The sequence below is a fragment of the Bacillus sp. EB106-07-01-XG149 genome (assembly GCF_058791555.1).
On record NZ_JBYTDP010000001.1, the window covers coordinates 250,480 to 274,558 of the forward strand.

The 24,079-nt window shown below is 33.1% G+C and carries 13 protein-coding genes; 8 read left to right on the top strand and 5 right to left on the bottom strand.

The window, feature by feature from the left end; genetic code table 11:
• Window positions 1–729: 729 nt before the first annotated feature.
• The 5 genes from AC3WTA_RS01355 to AC3WTA_RS01375 all read left to right on the top strand — a co-directional run bounded on the left by AC3WTA_RS01355 (window position 730) and on the right by AC3WTA_RS01375 (window position 15,886).
• Window positions 730–2,433 (top strand): M4 family metallopeptidase, encoded by a 1,704-nt coding sequence (locus tag AC3WTA_RS01355; RefSeq protein WP_000791435.1) that lies wholly within the window; start codon window positions 730–732, stop codon window positions 2,431–2,433.
• 486 nt (window positions 2,434–2,919) lie between these two features.
• The gene (gene pulA / locus AC3WTA_RS01360) at window positions 2,920–5,484 is read left to right on the top strand and encodes a type I pullulanase (RefSeq protein ID WP_001177928.1); all 2,565 of its coding nucleotides are present in this window, start codon (window positions 2,920–2,922) and stop codon (window positions 5,482–5,484) included.
• An 871-nt stretch (window positions 5,485–6,355) separates the two neighbouring features.
• A complete protein-coding gene (locus AC3WTA_RS01365; protein WP_000003215.1) occupies window positions 6,356–7,333 on the top strand; it encodes a SagB/ThcOx family dehydrogenase in 978 nt (325 codons plus the stop codon).
• Window positions 7,334–7,365: 32 nt separating this feature from the next.
• Window positions 7,366–14,376, top strand: a complete 7,011-nt coding sequence (locus AC3WTA_RS01370) for a non-ribosomal peptide synthetase (protein ID WP_070168605.1) — start codon at window positions 7,366–7,368, stop codon at window positions 14,374–14,376.
• Window positions 14,377–14,431: 55 nt separating this feature from the next.
• Window positions 14,432–15,886: an aromatic-L-amino-acid decarboxylase gene (locus AC3WTA_RS01375; protein WP_000164817.1), complete on the top strand. Its 1,455-nt coding sequence runs from the start codon at window positions 14,432–14,434 to the stop codon at window positions 15,884–15,886.
• Window positions 15,887–15,997: 111 nt separating this feature from the next.
• On the opposite strand, the gene AC3WTA_RS01380 is transcribed toward AC3WTA_RS01375, so the two are convergent.
• A complete protein-coding gene (locus AC3WTA_RS01380) occupies window positions 15,998–16,954 on the bottom strand; it encodes an alpha/beta hydrolase (protein WP_000797653.1) in 957 nt (318 codons plus the stop codon).
• A gap of 312 nt (window positions 16,955–17,266) precedes the next feature.
• Window positions 17,267–17,434: a hypothetical protein gene (locus AC3WTA_RS01385; protein WP_000649299.1), complete on the bottom strand. Its 168-nt coding sequence runs from the start codon at window positions 17,432–17,434 to the stop codon at window positions 17,267–17,269.
• A 531-nt stretch (window positions 17,435–17,965) separates the two neighbouring features.
• Here AC3WTA_RS01385 and AC3WTA_RS01390 point away from each other — a divergent pair.
• The 3 genes from AC3WTA_RS01390 (at window position 17,966) to AC3WTA_RS01400 (ending at window position 21,288) form a co-directional block, all read left to right on the top strand.
• A complete protein-coding gene (locus AC3WTA_RS01390) occupies window positions 17,966–18,565 on the top strand; it encodes an undecaprenyl-diphosphatase (RefSeq protein ID WP_000010593.1) in 600 nt (199 codons plus the stop codon).
• A 606-nt stretch (window positions 18,566–19,171) separates the two neighbouring features.
• Entirely contained in the window at window positions 19,172–20,599 is a 1,428-nt protein-coding gene (locus AC3WTA_RS01395; protein WP_001010228.1) for an ABC transporter permease, read from the top strand.
• Between the two features lie 11 nt (window positions 20,600–20,610).
• On the top strand, window positions 20,611–21,288 hold the full coding sequence (locus tag AC3WTA_RS01400) for an ABC transporter ATP-binding protein (RefSeq protein ID WP_000447850.1): 678 nt from the start codon (window positions 20,611–20,613) through the stop codon (window positions 21,286–21,288).
• Between the two features lie 295 nt (window positions 21,289–21,583).
• Here the strand turns inward: AC3WTA_RS01400 and AC3WTA_RS01405 are convergent, their stop codons facing one another.
• From AC3WTA_RS01405 to AC3WTA_RS01415, 3 genes are all read right to left on the bottom strand, one after another.
• Window positions 21,584–21,766 carry a hypothetical protein gene (locus AC3WTA_RS01405; RefSeq protein ID WP_000273229.1) on the bottom strand — a complete coding sequence of 61 codons (183 nt, stop codon included), beginning with the start codon at window positions 21,764–21,766 and terminating at the stop codon, window positions 21,584–21,586.
• A gap of 154 nt (window positions 21,767–21,920) precedes the next feature.
• On the bottom strand, window positions 21,921–22,457 hold the full coding sequence (locus AC3WTA_RS01410) for a DinB family protein (protein ID WP_001167129.1): 537 nt from the start codon (window positions 22,455–22,457) through the stop codon (window positions 21,921–21,923).
• A gap of 297 nt (window positions 22,458–22,754) precedes the next feature.
• Window positions 22,755–23,771, bottom strand: a complete 1,017-nt coding sequence (locus AC3WTA_RS01415; RefSeq protein WP_492332788.1) for a hypothetical protein — start codon at window positions 23,769–23,771, stop codon at window positions 22,755–22,757.
• Window positions 23,772–24,079 lie beyond the last annotated feature (308 nt).

Sequence of the window (24,079 nt, forward strand, 5' to 3'; positions counted from 1 at the left end):
TTGGTTTTATTTCTTACTATGCATATTTATAATATGCTTTAAAAGAACATACCTTGAGCTAATAACATGCAAAAGATGTGTCCTTTACTATATTTAAATGGGAGACAAATTAAAGATATTTTTGACAAAATAAAAAAGCCTGAAACTCATATGAGACTTCAGCTATCTCATGATGTTACAATCCATGTAGCTATATACATAAAAACATTATATTAAAAAATCTAAATTGTAGATGCGCTGCCTCACTAAAGTATTTATATACTATATATATCATAAAACAAAACACGCACTTTCTTTTTCTTGTTTATCAAGGTCATTAGTATTCATTTGATCCATCTTTATCCTAAATCAACTTCATGTCCGAAATATAAGTTTAAATAAGTAATATAAATTATAAGATGTCCTATAATAATTGTTATTTTAATAGCATTAAACCTACTCTTAAAATAGTAAAGAGTGGGTTTTTATGTTGTTATTTAGATGTAAGGGTACTTTGATTAGAATGAATATAGATAATTAACAACTAACCAATTGGATGAGCGCCTAAAAGAGCTCTGTTTTATTGAAATTAATATACATATATGTGTCGTTCTTTATTTATATCATCGACCACATATATGTAATTTTGCATAATGTTACATAAATTGTGTATTTTCTCTTTTTTCCGACAGGAATAGACAGTATACTTTGTACAAGCTTTCTATTTCAAAAATTATACGAGGTGAAAAAATGAAAAACAAAAAGACATTAACTAAGGTAGCATTAACAACAGGCTTAGCTTTAACAGCTGTAGCACCATACGGAGTAGGTCATGCTGAGGAAACAGATCAACTACAAGTTCAAATTCAGGAAGAATCGTTCCGTTCAGGTGAACTTACACAACCGTCACAAAAGGCACCAGAGAATGTAGTAAAAGATGCTCTTAAGGAGAAAACAGAACAAGCCCTTTCTCCAAAGCAAGTCAATGGAGAAACAGGAGTAGATTATAAAGTTCTTCAAAAACGTGGTTCATATGATGGAACTACACTTGTACGTATACAGCAAACATACGAAGGAAAAGAAGTATATGGCCATCAATTAACTGCACACGTAGATAATAACGGTGTTATTAAAAGTGTTTCAGGCGATAGCGCGCAAAATTTAAAACAAGAAGAATTGAAAAAACCTATTAATCTATCAAAAGATGAAGCAAAACAATATATTTATACGAAGTACGGGAACGATATCAATTTTATTTCTGAGCCAGAAGTTAAAGAAGTTATTTTTGTTGATGAAAATAATGGACAAGCTAGCAATGCATACCAGGTTACATTTGAAGCTGCAACACCAAAATATGTTTCCGGAACTTATTTAGTAAATGCACAAAATGGTGATATGTTAAAAAATATGTTACAAGAATCTAACTTAAAAGCAAGTGAAAAACTAGTTGGAGCATTAAAGAAAAGTAAAAAAAGCAATCTTACATCATTAACTGGAACAGGAAAAGATGATTTAGGTATATCACGTACATTTGGAATCTCTCAACAAAGTAATGGCAAATATGCTCTTGCTGATTATACAAGAGGGCAAGGAATTGAAACATATGATGTGAATTATAGAGACATTACTAAAGAAGAAAGCTATTATCCTGGTACATTAGCAACTAGTACTTCGACAACATTTAACGATCCAAAAGCAGTAAGTGCTCATTACTTAGCAACAAAAGTATTTGATTTTTATAAAGATAAATACAAGCGTAATAGCTTTGATAATAAGGGACAAAAGGTAGTTTCAGTTGTACATGCTTGGGATTCTGGAGATACGAATGATCCGAAAAATTGGCAGAATGCATTAAGTGCGAATAATGGAAGTATGCTTGTATACGGAGATCCTATCGTTAAAGCTTACGACGTAGCTGGCCATGAATTTACACATGCAGTTACTTCTAGCGAATCTAATCTTGAATATTACGGTGAATCTGGTGCGATTAATGAGGCGCTATCTGATATTATGGGAACATCTATTGAGAAATACGTAAATAATGGAAGCTTTAACTGGACGATGGGAGAACAAACTGGATCTGTTTTCCGTGATATGGAAAACCCGGCTTCTGTTCCATCTTCACTTGGAGTACCTTATCCAGATGATTACAGTGAATTTAACGATTTTAATGGATGGGATCAAGGTGGCGTTCATTTTAATTCAAGTATTATTAATAAAATTGCATATCTCATTGCAAAAGGTGGAACTCATAACGGTGTAACTGTTAAAGGGATTGGTGAAGATAAAATGTTTGATATCTTCTATTATGCAAATACAGATGAGTTAAACATGACTTCTAATTTTAAAGAATTGAGATCAGCATGTATTCGAGTGGCAACTAATAAATATGGAGCAAATACTGCTGAAGTTCAAGCAGTTCAAAAGGCATTTGATGCAGCGAAAATTAAGTAAGTTAGAAATATAGTTTTCATTCATATATTATTACGTTATGAAAAACAGCTACTGTCATTTTAAAGATAGTAGCTGTTTTTTATACAGCAATGTATGATTGAAAATACACTTAATAAGCAATAATTAGGTTGTCTATCTTTATGAAGTTACGACACATATATAAGGTTTAAAGTATATAAAAACAGAAAATTAATAATATATTGACCTCTTAATAGAAAGTGCTATAAAATGAAAGCGATAACAAACGATTGCTTTAAAATGATTTCCCTGATCTTTTAGTATTTACAAATATATGTAGACATAAAAAAATCTATTTTTTTAAACATTAATGCAAACGTTTTCGCATTAAAAAGATCATGGAAATCCATATGTAAAAATTGCCAATATGGGGGGTGAAATAAAAGAGATTTCTAGATTAATTTAAGTAGTGTAATTTAGTACGAACATATTAAATCGTGCGTACTATTTAAAGAAAGGGTGTATGTGGTGCAAATGATAAAAAGATTAATTAACAAATCAGTTTTATTACTTACTATAATCGTTATGTTATCCTCTGTTTTCTCTTTTCAAAGTGTAAAGGCAGTTTCAAATTCGAAAACAACTGAAGTTATCATTCATTACAAAGAACAGTCTGGAAATACAAAGGATTGGAACCTTTGGTTATGGGGAGAAAATGCGAATGGTAAATCATATGAATTTACTGGTGAAGATGAATTTGGAAAGTACGCTAAGATTAATATAGATGATGACTATGATCGTGTAGGATTTATCATTCGTACGAATGAGTGGGAAAAAGATGGTGGCGATCGTTGGATTGAAAATATAAAGGACGGTCGTGCTGAAGTATGGATTCTTTCTGGTGATGAAAAAGTATATAATTCTAAGCCTTCTTCGGATCTATCAATTCAAAAAGCAACTATTGATAGTTTTAATGAAATTACTGTAACGACTAATGTCCCGTTTCATATTAAAGAACGGAATATTGAAATTGAAGGCATTAAAATTAAGGATATTAGTCCTTATGATATAAACAGTGGAGATATTACTAATAAGGTAAAAATAATTACAGAACAGAAAATTGATTTAAAACAGACATACAAAGTTAAAATAGAAAACGTTGCTGATACGAATACTGAAATCGGTAAAGTCATTCGTAACGAAGAGTTTGATAAATTATTTTATTATAGTGGTAACGATTTAGGGAATATATATACGCCTCAGCATACGAAGTTCCGTGTATGGGCTCCTACTGCGAGTGAAGCGAAGTTAGTTACATATAAAAAGTGGAACGATAAAATAGGTACTGAAATAAACATGCAACAAGGTGAAAAAGGAACTTGGAAAGCAGAACTTAAAGGGAACCAAAAAGGGCTCTATTATACGTATAAGGTGAAAATTGGTGATAAGTGGACTGAAGCAGTTGATCCGTATGCACACGCTGCTTCTGTAAATGGAGATAAAGGTGCAATTGTTGATATAGAAGAAACAAATCCGAAAAAATGGAAGGCAAACAAAAAGCCGAAATTTAAAAATTCGGAAGATGCTATTATTTATGAATTGCATGTACGTGATCTTTCTATTCAGCCCGAAAGCGGTATTAAACAGAAAGGAAAATATTTAGGGGTAACAGAAAAAGGAACAAGAGGTCCTGAAGGTGTGAAAACAGGCCTTGATCATATGAAAGATCTTGGTGTTACGCACGTGCAGCTTTTACCGATATTTGATTATGCATCAGTAAATGAAGAGAATTTAAACGAACCACAATATAACTGGGGATATGATCCGAAAAATTTCAACGTTCCAGAAGGATCCTATTCTACAAATCCATATGAGCCAACTGTTCGAATAACTGAATTAAAGCAAATGATTCAAACACTGCATGATAATAATCTTCGTGTTGTAATGGATGTAGTATATAACCATATGTATAATGCTGCTGAATCTAATTTTCATAAGTTAGTTCCAGGTTATTATTACCGTTACAATGAAGATGGAACATTTGCAAATGGAACTGGAGTAGGAAATGATACAGCTTCAGAACGAAAAATGATGAGAAAATTTATGGTGGATTCGGTCACATACTGGGCAAAAGAATATAATTTAGACGGATTCCGTTTTGATTTAATGGGTATCCATGATTATGAAACAATGAATGAAATACGTAATGCTGTTAATCAAATTGATCCTTCTATTATACTGCATGGAGAAGGTTGGGATTTAAATACACCTCTTGCAGCTGAGTTGAAAGCAAATCAAAAAAATGCGGAGAAAATGAAAGGGATTGCTCATTTTAACGATAATATACGTGATGGATTGAAAGGTAGTGTATTTGAGGAGAAGGAAAATGGATTTGTAAATGGAAAGGACAACATGGAAGACCGCATTAAAAAAGGGATTACGGCAGGCATTTACTATGATACAAATTCGTCTACTTATAAAGATCCGGAGCAGGTGCTAACTTATGTGGAAGCACATGATAATCATACATTATGGGACAAACTTGAATTGACTAATCCAGATGACAGTGAAGAAGTGCGAAAACAAATGCACAAATTGTCTTCTTCGATTTTATTAACATCACAAGGTATTCCATTCTTACACGCAGGACAAGAGTTTATGCGCACGAAATATGGTGATCATAACAGTTATAAATCTCCTGATTCAATTAACCAAATGGACTGGTTGCGCCGTGCAGCATTTAATAATGAGGTAGAATATATGAAGGGTTTAATAGATTTACGCAAAAAGTACTCAGCTTTTCGAATGACATCTGCAGAACAAATAAAAAAACATATAGCTTTTATGGATACTCCCAAAAATGTTGTGGCTTATTCAATAAAGGGAAATGGTAATAAAAACGAATACTTTATGGTGGCTCACAATGCAAATAGAGAAATCGTTGAAATAACGCTTCCATCGAAAGGTCCTTGGAAAGTATTAGTAGACGGTAAACAGGCAGGCAGTAAAACACTTTACGTTGTCCATGATAATAAAATTAAAGTTCCTGCGTTAAGTTCATTAGTTTTAAAAACGGAGAAACCGATTAAATAAAAGTAAATAATGTGGAAATATATACTGAATTAAGCAAATTGAATAAGGATTGCAAATAAAAAAGCGAAGTGAAGGTTGTTTTCACTTCGCTTTTAAAGTTAATGTAATATAATTTCACATACTGTAATTATATTACAATTTAATAAAAGAAATAGGCAAGAGATTATTGGTATTGTAACAGTTGGGAGAGAAGATGTCTTTGCGTTTATTTATAAAATTATCTGAAATACATTCTTAATTTATATAATTTTCATTACATATTCGAACATATAACGGACTAGAGGTTCGAGTTGTATTAATTCCTACAAATCGTTTAAAGATAGTAAAGGCGTAAAAAGTATATGGAATTAAAATAGAGAAAAGATACCATTCAAGGTGTCTTTTCTCTATTTTAAATACGATATGTAAGTAACTTACTTGCATGCAATAGTATGTTATATTTTTACACTAACTTCTAAAGGGAAATTTAAAACTCTTTTCTTAATCTATTTGTAATAAATCGTATCAGAAAATTTTATCGATATAATAAATAAAACTTTCTCAATATTATTGTGTTTAATAACTATATCCATCTGCTTTCCAATCCATTACAATAATTTCACATTGGAAATACATGAAAATTCTCAATGTTCTAAATGGTTTATACCTTATAGGATTACTATGGGAAAGGATGTGAAATGTCTAATAAAAAATCATTTTTTATGATGAAATAAAAAAATTTAATGAAGAAAAAGTTATTTTATTATTCTCAAGCTTCGTTGAAGTACATGTATTTATAATCACTATGAGACAAGGGGCAGAATCTAAAGATTATTTTTGTAGATTAGAAAATTGTATTTTAAAAATAAGTGAAACATTTATGGAGGGTTATATGAGCGAGCAAATTTATTTCTGGTCTCCTATTAAGCATTGGGAGAAATTGCATAATCAAATTTTGATAGGGGAAACAAGATTTACAGGCGTTCTGTCTGAGTGGTTTCCTGAGTTTTATTTTTTGACTCAAAAAGGTGTGAAAATTAGTGAACTAGTAGAGCACTTTTCGTTAGGAAATGTAGAAGAGACACAAAAAACAATAGAGCTTATGATAAAAAAACGTGTGTTAGTAAGTAACATATTACCCCCAAGAGAAGTCTTTTCCACACAAGAAAAGATTTTTCCGAATCCATATAGCAACCAGATGCGCTTTTCTAAAGAAGATTTAGATAAGTATATGAGTGAACAATTGAATCGAACGCACCATGCTGTGCGGTCAACCGAAATTCAACTTGAAACAACAAATGATCTACCCACTATAATCAAGGAACGTAGGTCTTGTCGCCAATTTGATATGAAAAAACATATTAGTTTTTTAGAATTTTCCCAATTCATATCAACTCTAAAACAGGTTAGGAAAGAAAATATATACTATCATTACGCAAGTGCAGGCGGACTCTACCCTATTGATATCTTTGTTTATATAAAACCAAAACGTATAGAAGGTATGAAAGCTGGGTTTTATTATTATAACCCATCAAAAAACTGTCTTGTGATTGTAAATAATATTGATCAAGTAATCAAAAGTGATCATGAGTTAATTAACCAAGATTTATTTACTCAGTCTGCCTTTTCAGTTTATTTGGTTTATAATGCGAACGCTTCCATCCCGAAATACGGTTCAGATGGATATTTATTTGCTTGTATTGAGTCTGGTATTATCACTGCTACCTTAAATATGGTGGCTGAGACATTGAATTTAGGCGTTTGTTCAATTGGTCATATGAAATTTGAAGAGATTCAGCAGTTTTTATGTTTGGATAATCATCAAGTATTTCTCCATGGGCTTGAAATTGGTCTGAAGATTAACGAATAGATGAAATGAATATTAGGGGGATAAAGATAAAAATGCACATTAAAGATCGAAGTTCGATTCATGAAAATAAAGGGGTAGAGGCGTTTTGGAAGGAGCAGTTATCTTCCGAGGTTCTCGATTTTTCTGTATTTAATAGAGGTTACCAACTAAATAAAGAAAATCCTTGCGAGCACGTTCAAGTCATAATGAATGTAGAGTTTAGTAAAAGTATACAAAAAATAATTAAGTCTCAAGATTTATTATTATTTAGCTGGTTACAGGCCGCGTTAAGGATTTGTTTGGCACACTATACAGATCAAGAAAGGATTACTATTGGTATTCCTGTAATTGAAAAGAATATTGAACAAAGCGAGAATCTTAATAAATTGATTCCTTTAGGAAGTGAAATCCATCCGCATCATAGCTTTAAACAAGTAGTAAATCAGATTGAACAAACGACTTTATTCGGGTATGAAAATCAGGAGTATCCGCTCTCTGAATTATTAGTTAAACACAATTTAACTCCTTTTCAAATTGTTATTGGGATGGAAGGATTACATAACGAAAATTCGCTAGAAGAATATGCAGAGAATAATTTAGCCATCTGGATACAAAGAAAATGGAATGAAATACATAATGAATTTGAAATTCAAATTTCTTTCAAGTCTCATTCATTCTCTTCTTTGCAACAGTTTGCAAATTCATATCTTTATGTTTTAAAGCAAGTGTCAACAAATTCGAATTTGGCTGTGAAAGATATTTGTATCATTTCAGAAGAAGAGAAAGAGTTGCTAGAAGAATTGAATCAAGGACAGGCGGACATAGAATTGTCTCAATCATTTCAAGATTTATTTGAGGAGCAAGTGTTAAAAACCCCAGATCAAATTGCTGTTGTTTGTAATGATCAATCTTTGACATATAGAGAATTGAATAGGAAATCAAATCAATTGGCTTCTATTCTTCAAAGTAAAGGTGTTTCGAAAGAAAGTATTATTGGGGTTATGGTAGATCGTTCATTGGAAATGATCATTGGCATGGTGGGGATTTTAAAAGCAGGAGCAGCTTACTTACCTATCGATCCTAACTACCCAACTGAACGAATTGAATATATGTTACAAGACAGTCAAGCAAAATGTTTACTTAGTAAGCGAACTGAGGAAGCATTGCCACAATTTGCGGGTGAAGTACTGTATCTTGATAAAGAATATCTTTTCCAAGGTGAAGAAAGTAATTTAGTACGAGAACATAATCCTAATGATTTGGCTTATGTTATTTACACATCAGGATCGACAGGGAATCCAAAAGGGGTAATGGTAGAACAGAAATCTCTTGTCCATTTTTTAAGTGTAATGAGAGAAAAAGTAAAAGATAATCAGTCATTCTTGTTTCTTGCTAGTGTATCTTTTGATATCTCCTTGTTAGAAATATGTCTGCCTTTAACACAAGGTTCGAAAGTAGTTATTGCTACAGAGGATCAGTTCGCAACAAAAGAATTAGCTTATTTGGTCAAAGAACATAAGGTGGATTTATGGGAATCAACGCCATCGCGAATGGAAGTGATTTTGAGTGATCCAGAAGGGGCAAATTTTCTAAAAGATTTAAAATCTATTTTGTTAGCAGGAGAAGCATTTTCCATTGATTTGGTTGAAAAAATTCGATGCATCAGTGAAGCGACAATTTTAAATATTTATGGTCCTACAGAAACAACCATTTGTGCAACAGTAAAGGATTTGAGCTCTGCCAAAGAAGTTACGATTGGAAGTCCCAACCCGAATTATCATTCCTATATATTGAATAAGTATGGTCAATTAAAACCATTTGGAATTCCGGGTGAACTCTGCATTGGTGGCGTGGCGGTAGCACGAGGGTATCTTGGGAAATCTAAACTGACAGATGAAAAGTTTGTACCGAGTCCTTTTACAGCAGGAGAAATGATGTATCATACGGGTGATCTCGTTCGTTGGTTGCCTAATGGAGAACTTGAATATCTAGGTCGAATGGATCATCAAGTAAAAATTCGGGGATATCGGATTGAATTAAGAGAAATCGAAAGCCAGTTAAGGGAATATCCAGAAATAAACCAAGCTATCGTTGTTGATCAAGTATATGGAAATAGGAAATTATTAGCTGCGTACTATGTATCGGATAATAAGGTCTCTTTTGATGAAATCAGAAAATATTTAAGTGATAAATTACCTGAGTTTATGATTCCTGAAAAAATGATTCAGGTGGAAGAGATTCCGTTGAATCCAAATGGGAAAGTTGATAGGAAAAGGTTATTAGAGATAACACAAACAGATTATGTATCAATTCCATACGTTGCCCCGCGCAATGAAATTGAACAAAAATTGGTGCATGCATGGGAAAAAGTTATGGAGATTGAGGGAATCGGTATTCATGATAATTTTTTTGCTTTAAAAGGAGAATCGATTAAAGCACTTCAGGTAATTAATTTATTAAGAAAAGACTGCTTAAAAATAAGTACAACAGATTTTTTTAAGCATCCCACGATTGCTCAACTTAGTAATTGTGTAAAGTTAGAGCATAAAACGGAAAACTTTGAAAATAGACCAACCCATGTTAAAGATTTGTCTAAGCCATTTCCCTTAACAGAGGTTCAGACAGCGTACATGTTAGGAAGGAATTCACAGTTTGAATTAAGTGGTATTTCACCTCAAACTTATTTTGAATATGAAACAGAATTGAATATTAATCGTCTTTCAAAAAGTTTTCAAAAGGTAATTCAACGTCATCCGATGTTACGAGCTGTAATTTTACCAGAGGGAGAACAGCAAATATTAAAAAGCGTTCCTGATTACGAGATTGAAATAGTGAGCCTCATAGATTTAGATGATAGGAATCAAAATGCTCGCTTACAAGAAGAACGTTCTCGAATGACTAATCATGTATTTCCTTTAGGGCAATGGCCTTTGTTTGAATTAAAAGCCTTTCTTTTAAAAGAAGACACGTATTTATTATGTTTTCGATACGATGCTTTATTAATGGACGGAGCAAGCATGAACATCGTTGGACAGGATTTGTTTCATTATTATTATAAACCAGAGCAAAGGTTAGAACCTCTATCTTTTGATTTTCAAGATTACATGTTTATCTATGATGAACTGGAACAAAGTACAGAATATAAAACAGCAAAAGATTATTGGACAAGTAAGCTTCCTGACTTTCCGTTTGCGCCTTCTTTGCTGTTAAAAAAGGATCCAGCAGAGATTGCTACTCCTAAGTTCCAATCACTTACTAAGATCCTGGACAATGAAATATGGAAAAAGCTACGAAAGTTAGCACAAGAGAAAGAAGTAACTCCTTCGGCTCTGCTTTGTACAATATATGGTGATGTATTGGCATATTGGAGTAATCAACGTCGATTGGCAATTAATTTGACTGTATTTAACCGTTATCCTGTTCATGAAGAAGTAGAGCAAATTGTGGGAGATTTCACTTCACTCATCTTGTTGGATGTTGATGTGAATCCAGATCAATCTTTCTTTACTAGAGTAAAAGAAACGCAATCTACTTTATTAGATGGTCTCGAACATCGCCATTACGATGGAGTTAATTTCATTCGAGATTTTACTCGATATCATCAAATGACGCCAAAAGCAGTTATGCCAATTGTTTTCACCTCGATGCTAGCAGGTGCGGGGGCTTTTGCTTGGGAACAGCTTGGTTCACTTCGCCATATTCATGCTCGGACTCCACAAGTGTATTTGGATAATGTGGTAATTGAAAAAAATGGAGAGTTATTAATTAGCTGGAACTATGTTGAAGAATTGTTTGATGTTGATGTGATAGAAGCGATGTTTCACCAATTTGTTGACTTATTGGAACAATTAGTGAAACAAAGTGACGTAACATCTTTGCAGATGAAAGAGTCAGACCATGCTTTAATTGAGCAATACAATGAGACAACAGAAAAAATACCGTCGACTACTTTATATCAATTATTTACAGACCAAGTAAAACGTACACCGGATGAAGTAGCAGTAGTTTTTGAACAGGACTACTTAACATACTTGGAGCTTCATAAGCGCTCCAATCAAGTTGCGCACTTTTTAAAAGAACAAGGAATTGGTCTAGGTGACAAAGTTGGTCTTTTAGCACTAAGACGAGTTGACACAATTGCTAATATGATAGGTATTTTAAAAGCAGGTGCCGCTTATGTTCCAATTGATCCCGACCATCCTTCAGATCGCCAAACATATATTTTAGAAAATAGCTCATGCAAACTTTTATTAGAATCTAGTCTTTATGCAGAAAACCACTTGTCATTATATACAACAGAAGATATGCCTGCTATTGCTGGTCCGGAAGATCTTGCCTATATTATCTACACTTCAGGAAGTACAGGAAAACCGAAAGGAGTAATTATTACTCACCAAGCGGTTACAAATACCATTCAAGATATTAATCAAAAATATCAGGTAAATGAAGATGATCGTATTATTGGTATTTCTTCTATGTGTTTTGACTTATCTGTATACGATATTTTCGGAACGTTAAGCACAGGTGCAATGTTGGTAATGATTCGTGACCCAAGAGACATGCAAGAATTAATCCGTACTGTCGAACGTAGAGGAATTACAATTTGGAATACAGTACCTGCAATTATGGATTTGGCATTAGATCAAGTAGGTTCTCATTTTGAACATTCTTCCTTGCGTTTAGTTTTACATAGTGGAGATTGGATTCCACTTTCTTTACCAGAAAAAATAAAACGACATTTTCCGATTGCGGAAGTAGTTTCACTCGGAGGAGCAACAGAAGCATCGATTTGGTCAATTTATTATCCGGTCAAACAGGTGGAATCAAATTGGAAGAGTATTCCATATGGGGTACCTTTGGCAAACCAAACGTATTATGTGTTGAACTATGAAAAGAAAATGTGCCCTGTTGGTGTAATTGGAGATTTATATATTGGGGGAGTGGGCCTTGCTAAAGGATATTTAAATGATGAACAGAAAACAAATGAAGCATTTGTATCACATTCTGATTTTGGTCTTATTTACAAGACAGGAGACTGTGGGAAAATGCATCCTGAGGGATATATTGAATTTTTAGGCCGCCAAGATTATCAAGTTAAAATTCAAGGATATCGAGTAGAGTTAGAAGAAATCGCCCATTGTCTTCTCACTTACAAACAAGTCGAACATGCAGTAGTGATTGATCAGACAGATGAGTATGGTATAAAATTTTTAGTCGCATATGTGGTAACTGAGCAAAATATTAGCACAACAGAACTACGAAAGCATTTGCGAGATCACTTGCCAGATTACATGATTCCTTCTTATTTTGTTTATTTGGAACAATTGCCCTTGACTCCAAACGGGAAATTAGATAGAAAAGCGCTCCCTACTCCGGAGAAACAAACAAATGAAGTATTTATTGCTCCAAAAACTGAAATGGAAAAAATATTAACTAGTGTTTGGCAAGAAGTACTCAAAGTAGATCGGATTGGAGTAAATGATCATTTCTTTGTCTTAGGTGGAGATTCGATAAAAGCGATTCAAGTTTCCGTCAGACTGTATAGACAAGGATTTGAGCTAGAGCCAAAAAATTTATTTTCATTTCCTATATTAGGAGACATGGTTCAATTTGTTAAAAAGCTTGATCATCTTCCAAATTTGCAAACAAGTGATGTAAACAAAACGAACGATAATAAAGTTACATCACTAAATGTTAAAAATAAACAACTTAATCAACATACACTTATCAAAATACAAGAAAAAATGCCAGAAATAAAAATAGAACGTATTTACCCATTGGCACCTTTCCAGGAAGTTATTTATGAACATGCTGCGACTGAACCTGATACAAATGCATATTTCGAACAAACAATTTGGGCACTTGAGGGGGAGCTGGATATTAATCTCTTTATTCAGTGTTTCCAACAATTAGTTGATCGTCATGATTCTTTAAGGACGATAATTGTGCAAGATGAACAAGCACAACCTTGGCAAGCTGTTTTACACGATGTTCAAATGATTTCAGAGATAAAAAACTTGATTGAGATGACGAAACAAGAACAGCAAGAATTCCTAGACCAGTGGATGAATGAAAATTTAAGTCAAGGATTCAAAAAAGATGAACTCATGACCCGTCTCTGTATATTCCAGCTAGGAAATAACGAGCATAAGGTGGTTTGGAGTTCCCATCATCTATTATGTGATGGTTGGAGCGTCAGCATTTTGATAGACGAATTATTCCAGCTCTATGAAACAATAAATGCGGGAACTACGGCAGAGTTACCTATGGTGAAACCTTTTGAGACATTCATAGATTGGACTGTAGCACGAGATCATGAGAAAGCACGTCATTTTTGGAGGGATTATTTATCAGGATACAATCAGAAAATTAGTATTCCTAAAAAGAAAGTCCCATCTAAAAGTGAAAGGTTAAACTTCACTTTTATGGATTTAACATTAGACAAGGATTTGACTAATCAGTTACAGACATTTGTAACTAAAAACAATATAACTATGAATACAGCCCTACTAGCTGTATGGGGAATATTACTTGGCAAATTCAACGGAACGAGAGAAGTAGTATTGCCTAATCTAGTATCAGTCAGACCTCCCGAAGTAGAAGGAATTGAAAATATGTTCGGTCTGTTCACAAATGTTTTGCCTATCCGATTAGCATGGACAGAAACGCAGTCTTTTGTGGACTTCCTGCAAAAAGTTCAACTAGAAACATTAAAATGTAATGAGTATGCATACTATTCATTTGTTGATATACAAAAGCAAAGTGAATTAAAAACTGAGTTGACTGACCATCTTTGGGTTTTTGAAAACTATCCAACTAATCCAGCAATCTTTTCTTCAAATGAAAACAGACATTTTGCTATCACGGATTACGAAGTTGTTGATGAGCCACATGTAAAGTATGGAATTATGTGCTTCCCTGAGGAAAAACTTACAATAAAGTTTGGATTTGATCAAACCGTATATGAAGCAGAGAAAATACAGGAAATATTAAATCACATCCATGGATTAATCAACATGATTCTTCAAAATCCAATACAAGCAATTGGTGATTACAAATTATAAAAAATGAAAAGGCGAGCAAGAACTCGCCTTTTTAAATAGAATAGGGGTAAACCAAATGACAAAAAACCTGCAGTTATCAGCTGAAGAGATGCGTCAGTTAGGATATCAAGCGGTTGACTTAATTGTTGATCATATGAATCATTTAAAAAGTAAACCAGTTTCGGAAACGATTGATAGTAATATTTTTAGAGACAAGCTAATTGAAACGATTCCGGAAAACGGATCCAATCCAAAAGAGTTACTTCATTTCCTTAATAACAATGTGTTTAATCAAATTACTCATGTGGATCATCCTCATTTTATGGCTTTTGTGCCCGGTCCTAATAATTATGTTGGTGTAGTAGCAGATTTTTTAGCAAGTGGATTTAATGTATTTCCTACAGCTTGGATAGTAGGTGCAGGTGCTGAACAAATTGAATTAACGACAATCAACTGGTTAAAATCAATGCTAGGATTCCCTGATTCAGCAGAAGGACTATTTGTCAGTGGCGGTTCCATGGCTAATTTGACTGCACTTACTGTAGCGAGACAGGTCAAGTTGAATAATGACATAGAAAATGCGGTTGTGTATTTCTCTAACCAAACTCATTTTTCTGTAGATCGAGCACTTAAAGTATTAGGGTTTAAACATCATCAAATTTGCCGAATTGAAACAGATGAAAAGCTAAGAATTTCAGTTAGTACTTTAAAAAAGCAAATAAAAGAAGATCGATTAAAAGGGAAAAAACCATTCTGTGTTATTGCCAATGCAGGGACAACGAATTGCGGAGCGGTGGACTCTCTCGATGAATTGGCTGATCTATGTGGTGATGAAGATGTATGGCTACACGCGGATGGGGCTTATGGGGCTGCAGCAATTCTCAGTGAAAAAGGAAGGGAGTTGTTAAGAGGAATTCATCGTGCTGATTCTTTGACGTTAGACCCGCATAAATGGCTTTTTCAGCCTTATGATGTTGGTTGTGTACTCATTCGAAATAGCCAATATTTAAGTAAAACGTTCCGTATGATCCCAGAGTATATTAAGGATACGGAAACTAATTTAGAAGAAAAAGTGAATTTTGGGGAGCGCGGAATTGAACTTTCTCGTAGATTTAGAGCATTAAAGGTATGGCTTTCTTTTAAAGCATTTGGAATCACAGCTTTTCGTGAGGCAATAGATCATGGTATTATGTTGGCTGAACAAGTTGAAGAGTTTTTAAGGAAAGAAAAAGATTGGGAAGTAGTAACACCTGCTCAATTAGGTATTGTTACTTTTCGTTACATTCCTTGTGGTCTAACGTCTACAGATACAATTCATGAAATAAACAAAAAATTGGTGGAAGAAATTAATCAAAGAGGATTTGCTATGCTAAGTACGACTAAATTAAAAGAAAAAGTAGTAATTCGAATTTGCTCTATCAATCCAAGGACAACAATAGAAGAAATGCTTCAAATCATGATGAGCATAAAAGCAGTGGCAGAGGAAATAAACAATTCGTCTAAACATCTTATATCTGTTTCTCAGCCTTGATATATTAGGTAAGTTTTACGTAATAATAGCCGATTTAAAAGAATCGGCTATTATATTTAAATAAATACTCACCAATGTAAACTATTCATGAATGTTTCTCTTGTAAAGGGATTAAGCTTCAACCTTAGATACTCTTTTGAAACCAGTTTTTATTGCTTGTACTATTTCGTTCACAGCGTAAATAGATACCTCGGCATTTGGATTCAATCCTTCAAACCAGTGATAGGCATTTGGATATAAATGAAATTCGACATCAACACCAGCTTGCGCTAGATTGCTTACATAGGTTAATGTTTCACTGCGGAATGGATCCAATTGACCAACAAATGTGTAGGTATATGGTAAGCCACTATAATCCTCAGCTCGAGAAGGTGCTGCATAGGCAGGGATTTGATCCGTTCCATACATTTCTCCTAAATACATTTTCCAACCAGCTTCATTTGCCTTTTGATTCCAAACAAATCCCTCTTTAATTTCATTGGCCGAAGGTGTATTATTTCGGTCATCAATCATTGGATAGAGTGGCATTTGTAAACAAATCGAAGGGTATTTTCGATCTCGGGCTAATAATGATAATGCTGCTGTTAGTCCACCTCCAGCGCTTACTCCTGCAACCCCAATTCGATTCGAATCAATGTTTAATAACTCTGCATTATCAGCAATCCATTTTAAAGCTGCATAACAATCCTCAATTGGTGCTGGGTAAGGGTGTTCAGGTGCTAAGCGGTAGTCTACAGACACGACCACACAGTTAGCTTCTTTTGCAAACCTCATACAAGTATCATCGTTATCGTCTATAGACCCTAAGATATAACCTCCACCATGTATCCATAATAAGACAGGTAAAGGTTCATGATTTGATTTTGGACGATAAATTCTTAATGTTAAAGGATTAGCATCTGGTCCAACAATGACTTCATCTGTTAACGAAAGGGAGTCATCAACAACGGTAGGTGGTCTCATTTGAGCTATTCCTTCTCTAATTGATTGCAAGTTTTCCGGACGTAAATCGAGATCTGGAAACATCTCTAACCCTTGTAATAATTCTGGATTTACTCTATTTTTCATTTTAGCACCTCTATTTGTAATTATTTTCAAATAAATGAAGTGTATTCTAAGTAGTTTAATTGTGAAAGAACACCATAATTAAATTGTAAATTGGATATGTTACAACAGTCAACGGAATATTCAGAAATAAAAACCTTTCTCAAGAAGGAGTTTCACGCAACCAATAATATAAGTAGTGGATTTAGGAACAAAGTGTTTTCATGTCGTTGTATTTATGTACACTTAGTTTTCTAACTAAACCAAGTGATGATCTTTTTTATTTTAATGACATATTGCAAATGATACCTGTTCGAATTCATACTCGGTAAGAATTCATACATTTGTATTCCTTAAATGAAGGTTGATTAATTTTGGAATTGTATAAGAGTTATGTCTTACTTTATTAGTAGCTTCTTTAATAACTGTATGAAGTTCATCCGCTGAATCATCTTTATTTCCAGCTACATGTTTAATTGCATTCTCTCCGCAATATGCTTTCACAATTTCCTCATCAGTATTGATGATACAAAACTTTGCAATTGGACTTTAACTAACTACATATAAACTCCTTATATCTCTAGATAAACTACCGATTAGCCCCATATAAACTCTAGATAACTAAGCTATCAAGGAGGTAAGAAAAAATGAATTTTATGATTGGTCTTATCGAAAATATCTCCTCAACTTCACAAATGATTATTTATATTGTATCGATTGCAGGTGCGATTATGTGAATGTTCCTGAACCACCATACACCGCTGTATCAGGGCTCTTACCAGTATAATAAGTATCAGGATTAAACGCCACTTTAGATTCTTCAGTAAACATGAAAAATGACAAAACTGTAAGAATGCTCGAATGTTTGTAAGAAAGTTCGATGTTTTCCTTTGTCTTTTTTTATTAAAGTAAAAAAGAAGAAAGCGATTTCATAAGAGGTTGATATTTTTAGATGAGTACAAATATCAAAACTATTCATGCAATGAAGGTGTATGGCAATCGGTAAAACACCTTACTAAAAAGGAGGGATTTGAAATGTCTTTTTCTCAATTCAATATTGATATTTTTCGAGCAATTAATGATTTAGGTAAACAATATTCATTTCTAAACTCAACCATGGTATTTTTGGCAGAATATATGGTATATATTTTTGCTTTAATTATTTTAGCTTATTGGTTTAACGGGGTCAGAAAAAGTAGGGTGTTGATTATTCAAGCGATGGTTGCTTTTGTAATTGCTGAGGTGATTGGAAAAATAGCGGGGAAATTTCATCTGAATTATCAACCGTTTGCAGTATTGCCTGATGTGAATAAACTTGTCGAACATGCTGTAGATAATTCATTTCCTAGTGACCATACGATACTCTTTTTTTCGATTTGTTTTTCGTTTTGGCTTGTTCGTAAAAAAACTGGATGGTTATGGCTTATACTTGCATTTTGTGTAGCGATTTCCCGTATTTGGGTAGGGGTTCATTATCCTTTTGATGTTGCAATAGGAGCTTTAATAGGATGTGTTTCAGCATTGTTTTCTTATTGGTTAATACCGAAATTTTCTATTATCAATCAATTGCTTACTCTATATGAAAGAGTAGAGAAACATGTTTTACCATCCAAAAATAATTCAAAGGGATTTTGAATATACAAGTATAAAAAAGACATTATCCTTCCTATAATTCTACAGAAAGGATAATGTCTTTTTCGTTTTATCGATAGTGCAAAATATTAGATTGATAGTGATGTATAGAGAACCCATAGTTAAATATAAGTCTCTTCAACTCTATCCAACCATTCAAAATAGCTTATTTTTTTGTTTTGGAGGTATAGGTTGATGGGCATGTGGTACTACTCCATATAAGAGAACATTAACTTGCTTATATTTTTATTGAAAGGTGCACCTTTTAAAATGACATGATTTCTTTGAGAAGCATATATAGATATTCAGATATGGTTCTCTATGTTTATTGCATAGAAATTACACAATAAATATTTTTTCATGTTACATACATTAAATTAAGCTTAATTTTCTCTTTTTCTATAAGTCCTTTAAATAGATAAACTTCTTACCAATATTCAAAACTGATTACATTTTGGATTGTTTTTTTTGGGTTTTTCAGTTTTTCTTGACTAAGCCAATGAATAACTACACATAAACTCCTTATATCTCTAGATAAACTACCGATTAACTCCATTTAAACTCTAGATAATCTATATAGAATACAAGTTATCAAGGAGGTAAGAGAAAATGAATTTTATGAAACGCGCAATTCTCAGTATGAAAAAAAGGATAGGAACATCATTAATTTTGATGGCAGTATTTCTGATTGTTACAAATTTGGTTCTTTCAGGGTTCACGATCCAAAATGCATCAAAAAAAGCTGCGGATGCAGCAAGAAAAAAACTAGGTGCAGATGTTACTTTAAGTCTTGATTTTGACAAATTAGGTCAACAAGCTCGAGAAACTGGAGAGATGCCTAATCCACCGAAGCTTAAAACAAAAGAAACAGATCAATTAGCGAATTCCAAGTATGTAAAAGACTATAATTACATAGCTAACACTTTTGGTATTTCTGATGGACTTAAACTAGTAGGAGCTTCAGAAGGAGAAGAAGGAAAAGGTAAAGTGGGAATGGCGGCTGTGCGAGGCGGTTCAAGCTCTGGTACAGAAATAGATATGAATGCTTCTTTTATGATTGAGGGGGTCCGCAAGACTGCATTACAAGAAAGCTTTAAAAACGGAAAAAGTAAAATCATTGATGGAAAACCAATTACAGAGCAAATGAAGGATCAGAATGTAGCTTTAATGGAAAAACGATTAGCGGAATTAAACAATTTGAAAGTAGGAGACAAAGTTAAAGTGCAATCAGGGGATAAGAAGGAAACCCTCGAGATTGAAATTATCGGTATTTACGAAACGAATGAGCAAGCAATGGGTCAACAGGCTCCTCCTATTATGGATCCAGCTAATAAACTATATATGCCGCATTCAACTATGAAAAAATTAGAAGTAGACCAAGGTATAAGTAGTGTTCAAGTCGTGTATTTCTTGAATGATCCACAATATATTGATGCATTTAAAAAAGAAGCAAAAAAATCTAATATTGATTTTAATTATTATAAATTAGATGCACATGATTCATTGTACAAACAAATGATTGGTCCTATCGAAAATATTTCTTCTACTTCTCAAATGATTATTTATATTGTATCAATTGCAGGTGCGATTATATTAGGGTTAATCATTATGCTATCAATTAAAGGACGTCGTAAGGAAATGGGAATTCTGTTATCTATTGGAGAGAAAAAATGGAAACTGATGGCGCAGTTCGTAGTAGAAGTAGTATGTGTCGCTATTTTAGCATTTGGATTATCCATAACAACAGGAGCTAAGGTTTCTCAATATATCGGGGATAATTTACTTTCGAGTGAAATTGCTACAGCAAGCGAAGAAACGGACACCACGCGAAATAGTACTGTAATGATGTCTGGACCTGGTGGTACGCTACAAAATCAAAAAGAGGATCCAATTGATAAAATTGATGTAAGTGTAACAGGAGAAGATGTAGGGAAAATGGGGGGGATTGGATTAGCTATTGCTATAATAGCAACGCTTCTTCCGGCATTATCTATTCTACGTTTAAATCCAAAACAAATTCTTTTAAAAGATGAATAAGGAGGCTTCATATGGAAACGATTTTACAATTTAAAAATTTGGATTATTATTATGAAAGTAATGGGAAAAATGTAGCAATACTAGACAATGTCAACTTTTCTTTTCAAAAAGGGCATTTCTACACGATTTTAGGACCATCTGGATCTGGTAAAACTACAACTCTAAGCTTAGGTTGTGGACTGGATGTCCCTAAAAATGGTTATGTACTGTATAATGGCAAAGATATTCGAAAAATTGGTTTGGATAGATACCGTAATCAAAATGTATCTGTAATTTTCCAATCTTATAATTTGATTACTTATATGACGGCTCTTCAAAATGTCCTAACAGCGATGGAAATTACAGGTGTCAAAGTGAAAAATAAGACGGTAAGGGCGTTAGAATTATTAGAGAAAGTAGGACTCACAGAAGTAGAAGCGAAACGAAACGTCTTGCAACTAAGTGGTGGGCAACAACAGCGTGTAGCAATTGCTCGAGCACTATCTTGTAATGTTGATTTACTGATTGCAGATGAGCCGACAGGAAACCTCGACGAGGAAACCACAATGGATATAATAGAACTGTTTCAAGAACTTGCACATAAAGAGAATAAATGCATTATTGTTGTGACGCACTCACAGGAAGTTGCTAAAAAATCAGATCGTGCAGTGTATTTAAGTAAGAAGAAGTTGGTCGTAAATGAAATCTAATATAAACATCGTAGCTGTTCAATTCACATAATTTTCAAAATGTAGCCCTTTCAAAAGCTTATATTTGATTTATAATAAAATCAAGCCATAATCAAAATGGTCTCCCTGTACTGAATGTTAAAATAGTTTGTTGTTCCCGTTTTAATAATATAAGAAAAAGAACTTGTAGGATATTCTACAAGTTCTTTTTCTTATAATTGGTTACTTATATCATGGGATAATCACACATAAAAAACGGGACGTTACCTAGATATATAATCTAAATGCTGTCCCGTTTAACTGTGTATCTGTATAGTTATTGCAGAATTAAACCTACAATCATAATTAAACTAAATACTATTATCCAACCAAACGCACAATAGCCAAAAATTCTAATCCATTTAGGTAATTGATTCATGTTAATTTTATTTGAGGGAACTCCCTGCATAGAAAACATCATTTTTTGATCTCTATCTCTATTATTTTGTTGTTCATACATAACATCATAACCTTTCCAGAACTATTGTGTTTATAGTATATCAGCATGAAGAAAATTATGTACAGAATAAAAGGGGATAACTTAATATTATGTGGTGAATTTTATAAATATTCAAAAAGAGCCCTACATAAATAAGACTATGTTTCTTCAAGTATTAACTTGCTGGATATGCATTAGAACCAAGATAGCGTTCTTTTATAATTTGAAGATGATGAAGCTCATGACCAGCAATGATGTATGCTAATGCACGAACTGTAACTTCAGAATTATTCGCATTTCCTCTTTGTGACCAAGCTTCTTTATCTAAGCTTCTAAGTAAATACACGGTAGATTGGCGAACAACTATTAAATTCTCAAGAAGATCTTGCATAGATTGCTTATCAAAAGCAGCTCTAAGAACATACATATCATCATTATAGCCTGGAAGTTCTGCTGTCTCGCCTCGAGCAATAGATAGCAAACGATACGCCATAATACGTTCTGTATCTGCTATATGACCGATTACTTCTTTTATACTCCATTTAGTAGGAGCATACCGGAAAAGTCCCTCACTATTAGAAATTTTCTTTAATAAAAGATTCGTTTTCTTCATTTGTTGTTCTAGAATATGTATGATATTTCCGTCTGATACCAAGTTGGTATACGTTGCATAATAGGAGTTATATTCACTTACCTTTGGTCTTATTTGCATACGAATCATCCTTTATATTTAATCATTACATATAGTTTATCATAAAAGAGTTCCAAATTAATCTGAAAGTTTGATTTCACATTAAATAGAAACAACAATGAATTTACAATGCGTATGTGTAAACACCTAAATAAGTTTGATATACAAATAGAGTCCCATATGAATAGGACCCTATTTCTCATTTTCTCTATACAGCTAAAGGTTTGTTGGGGGTTTTTAAGTATTTTGTAAGTTTTCATAATAAATCGAAAGAGCTTGATTTCACATTAAATAACAAACATGAATAGGAATTTACATTTAATTCGCAGGATACTTCTCATTTACAAGATCTTCGATGTTATTTGCTTCTTTAATTTCTTTTGATGATAACCAATTTGTATTTCTTGTTCCAGACTTATTTTTTAAATTGATGTCAAAGTTTTTCGTATTTAGTTCTTCTTTAAGGATTGTGGTTACTTTGATTAAATCCTCAATTAAAGGGGGATTATTTTCAAATATAGTATTGGTGGTATTAATAACTAAAGTCACTATATATTTTCGATATTTTTCATCATCCGAACTTGAATACGTAATACCTTCAATTGAAAATCGATCGTTTTGCATTTCATGTAATTTTTCTTCTACTTTGGTCTGCGTTCTAATCCAATTTTTCCAGTATTCGTTTATTGGGTCTTTCATTGTGGATTTCATTGTTTGTAACAGTTCTTCTTTTGTTGTTACTCTTTGTACATTTTTAAAAGGTCCACCTAAAGATCTACCAGTATGATCTTTAATTTCTAGTTCTGTTATCTTTTTATTATTCTTCTGAATCAGTTGAAATAGGGCATATAAACGATCTAATTCTACGGAATCCAATTGGCTAAAGTCAATCTCGTTACTCATTTGCAAAGTTAATAGCAACTCATCTGTTGGGCTTCCTTCTTCTGGATTTTGATTATCCAACATATATTGCAGAACATTTTCATTTTCATTTTCCACGTACCCTAACTTTTTCATTTCTTCTAGAGTTGGTTGGAATTTCTGATATGCCTCATATGTTTTTTTTTCATATTTGTATTCATCACCTACTATATATGAATAGAGGAGGCCTTGTACCTTTACTCGAAATTTGAAATTTTTGTTGTTTTTTTCTTGCACAGTATGATAAGTATTACCACCATTATTTTCATTTATCGAGCTCCAATCTGTTACCACAATATCGATTCCGTGTTTTTCTTTTATATATTCTTGTACCTCAGATTCATTTTCTTGATTACAACCACTTAAAAATATGAAATATACTACTAGTAATATTACATTTTTTATGCTTTTCATATAAGCACTCCCTACGTAAGAATTAACTCTTGAATGTGCAGCACAATGCAAAGCTGTCTTTTCCTTCGTCATTTACTCTAACTTTTATACAGTTTAAACTTTAAATGATTAGAGCCTTGATGTTTTTCGCCCATATCAGCCCGAACATTACTGTTTTGAAATACAGAAAATTGATTTGTTTTAATCTCTTTTTAAATTCTACAAGTATATGATTTATCAGGTTCATCTTTACACTGTATTTTCATATCGTAAGAACAATTGTACAATAAAAATTGATTATATTAATAAAATATCCCTTCCTTTAAATC

Excerpts from the sequence above, each read along its gene's own strand:
- AC3WTA_RS01355 (WP_000791435.1), top strand. The coding sequence starts at position 730 with ATGAAAAACAAAAAGACATTAACTAAGGTAGCATTAACAACAGGCTTA.
- AC3WTA_RS01365 (WP_000003215.1), top strand. The coding sequence starts at position 6,356 with ATGAGCGAGCAAATTTATTTCTGGTCTCCTATTAAGCATTGGGAGAAA.
- AC3WTA_RS01370 (WP_070168605.1), top strand. The coding sequence starts at position 7,366 with ATGCACATTAAAGATCGAAGTTCGATTCATGAAAATAAAGGGGTAGAG.
- AC3WTA_RS01375 (WP_000164817.1), top strand. The coding sequence starts at position 14,432 with ATGACAAAAAACCTGCAGTTATCAGCTGAAGAGATGCGTCAGTTAGGA.
- AC3WTA_RS01380 (WP_000797653.1), bottom strand. The coding sequence starts at position 16,954 with ATGAAAAATAGAGTAAATCCAGAATTATTACAAGGGTTAGAGATGTTT.
- AC3WTA_RS01390 (WP_000010593.1), top strand. The coding sequence starts at position 17,966 with ATGTCTTTTTCTCAATTCAATATTGATATTTTTCGAGCAATTAATGAT.
- AC3WTA_RS01395 (WP_001010228.1), top strand. The coding sequence starts at position 19,172 with ATGAATTTTATGAAACGCGCAATTCTCAGTATGAAAAAAAGGATAGGA.
- AC3WTA_RS01400 (WP_000447850.1), top strand. The coding sequence starts at position 20,611 with ATGGAAACGATTTTACAATTTAAAAATTTGGATTATTATTATGAAAGT.
- AC3WTA_RS01405 (WP_000273229.1), bottom strand. The coding sequence starts at position 21,766 with ATGTATGAACAACAAAATAATAGAGATAGAGATCAAAAAATGATGTTT.
- AC3WTA_RS01410 (WP_001167129.1), bottom strand. The coding sequence starts at position 22,457 with ATGCAAATAAGACCAAAGGTAAGTGAATATAACTCCTATTATGCAACG.
- AC3WTA_RS01415 (WP_492332788.1), bottom strand. The coding sequence starts at position 23,771 with ATGAAAAGCATAAAAAATGTAATATTACTAGTAGTATATTTCATATTT.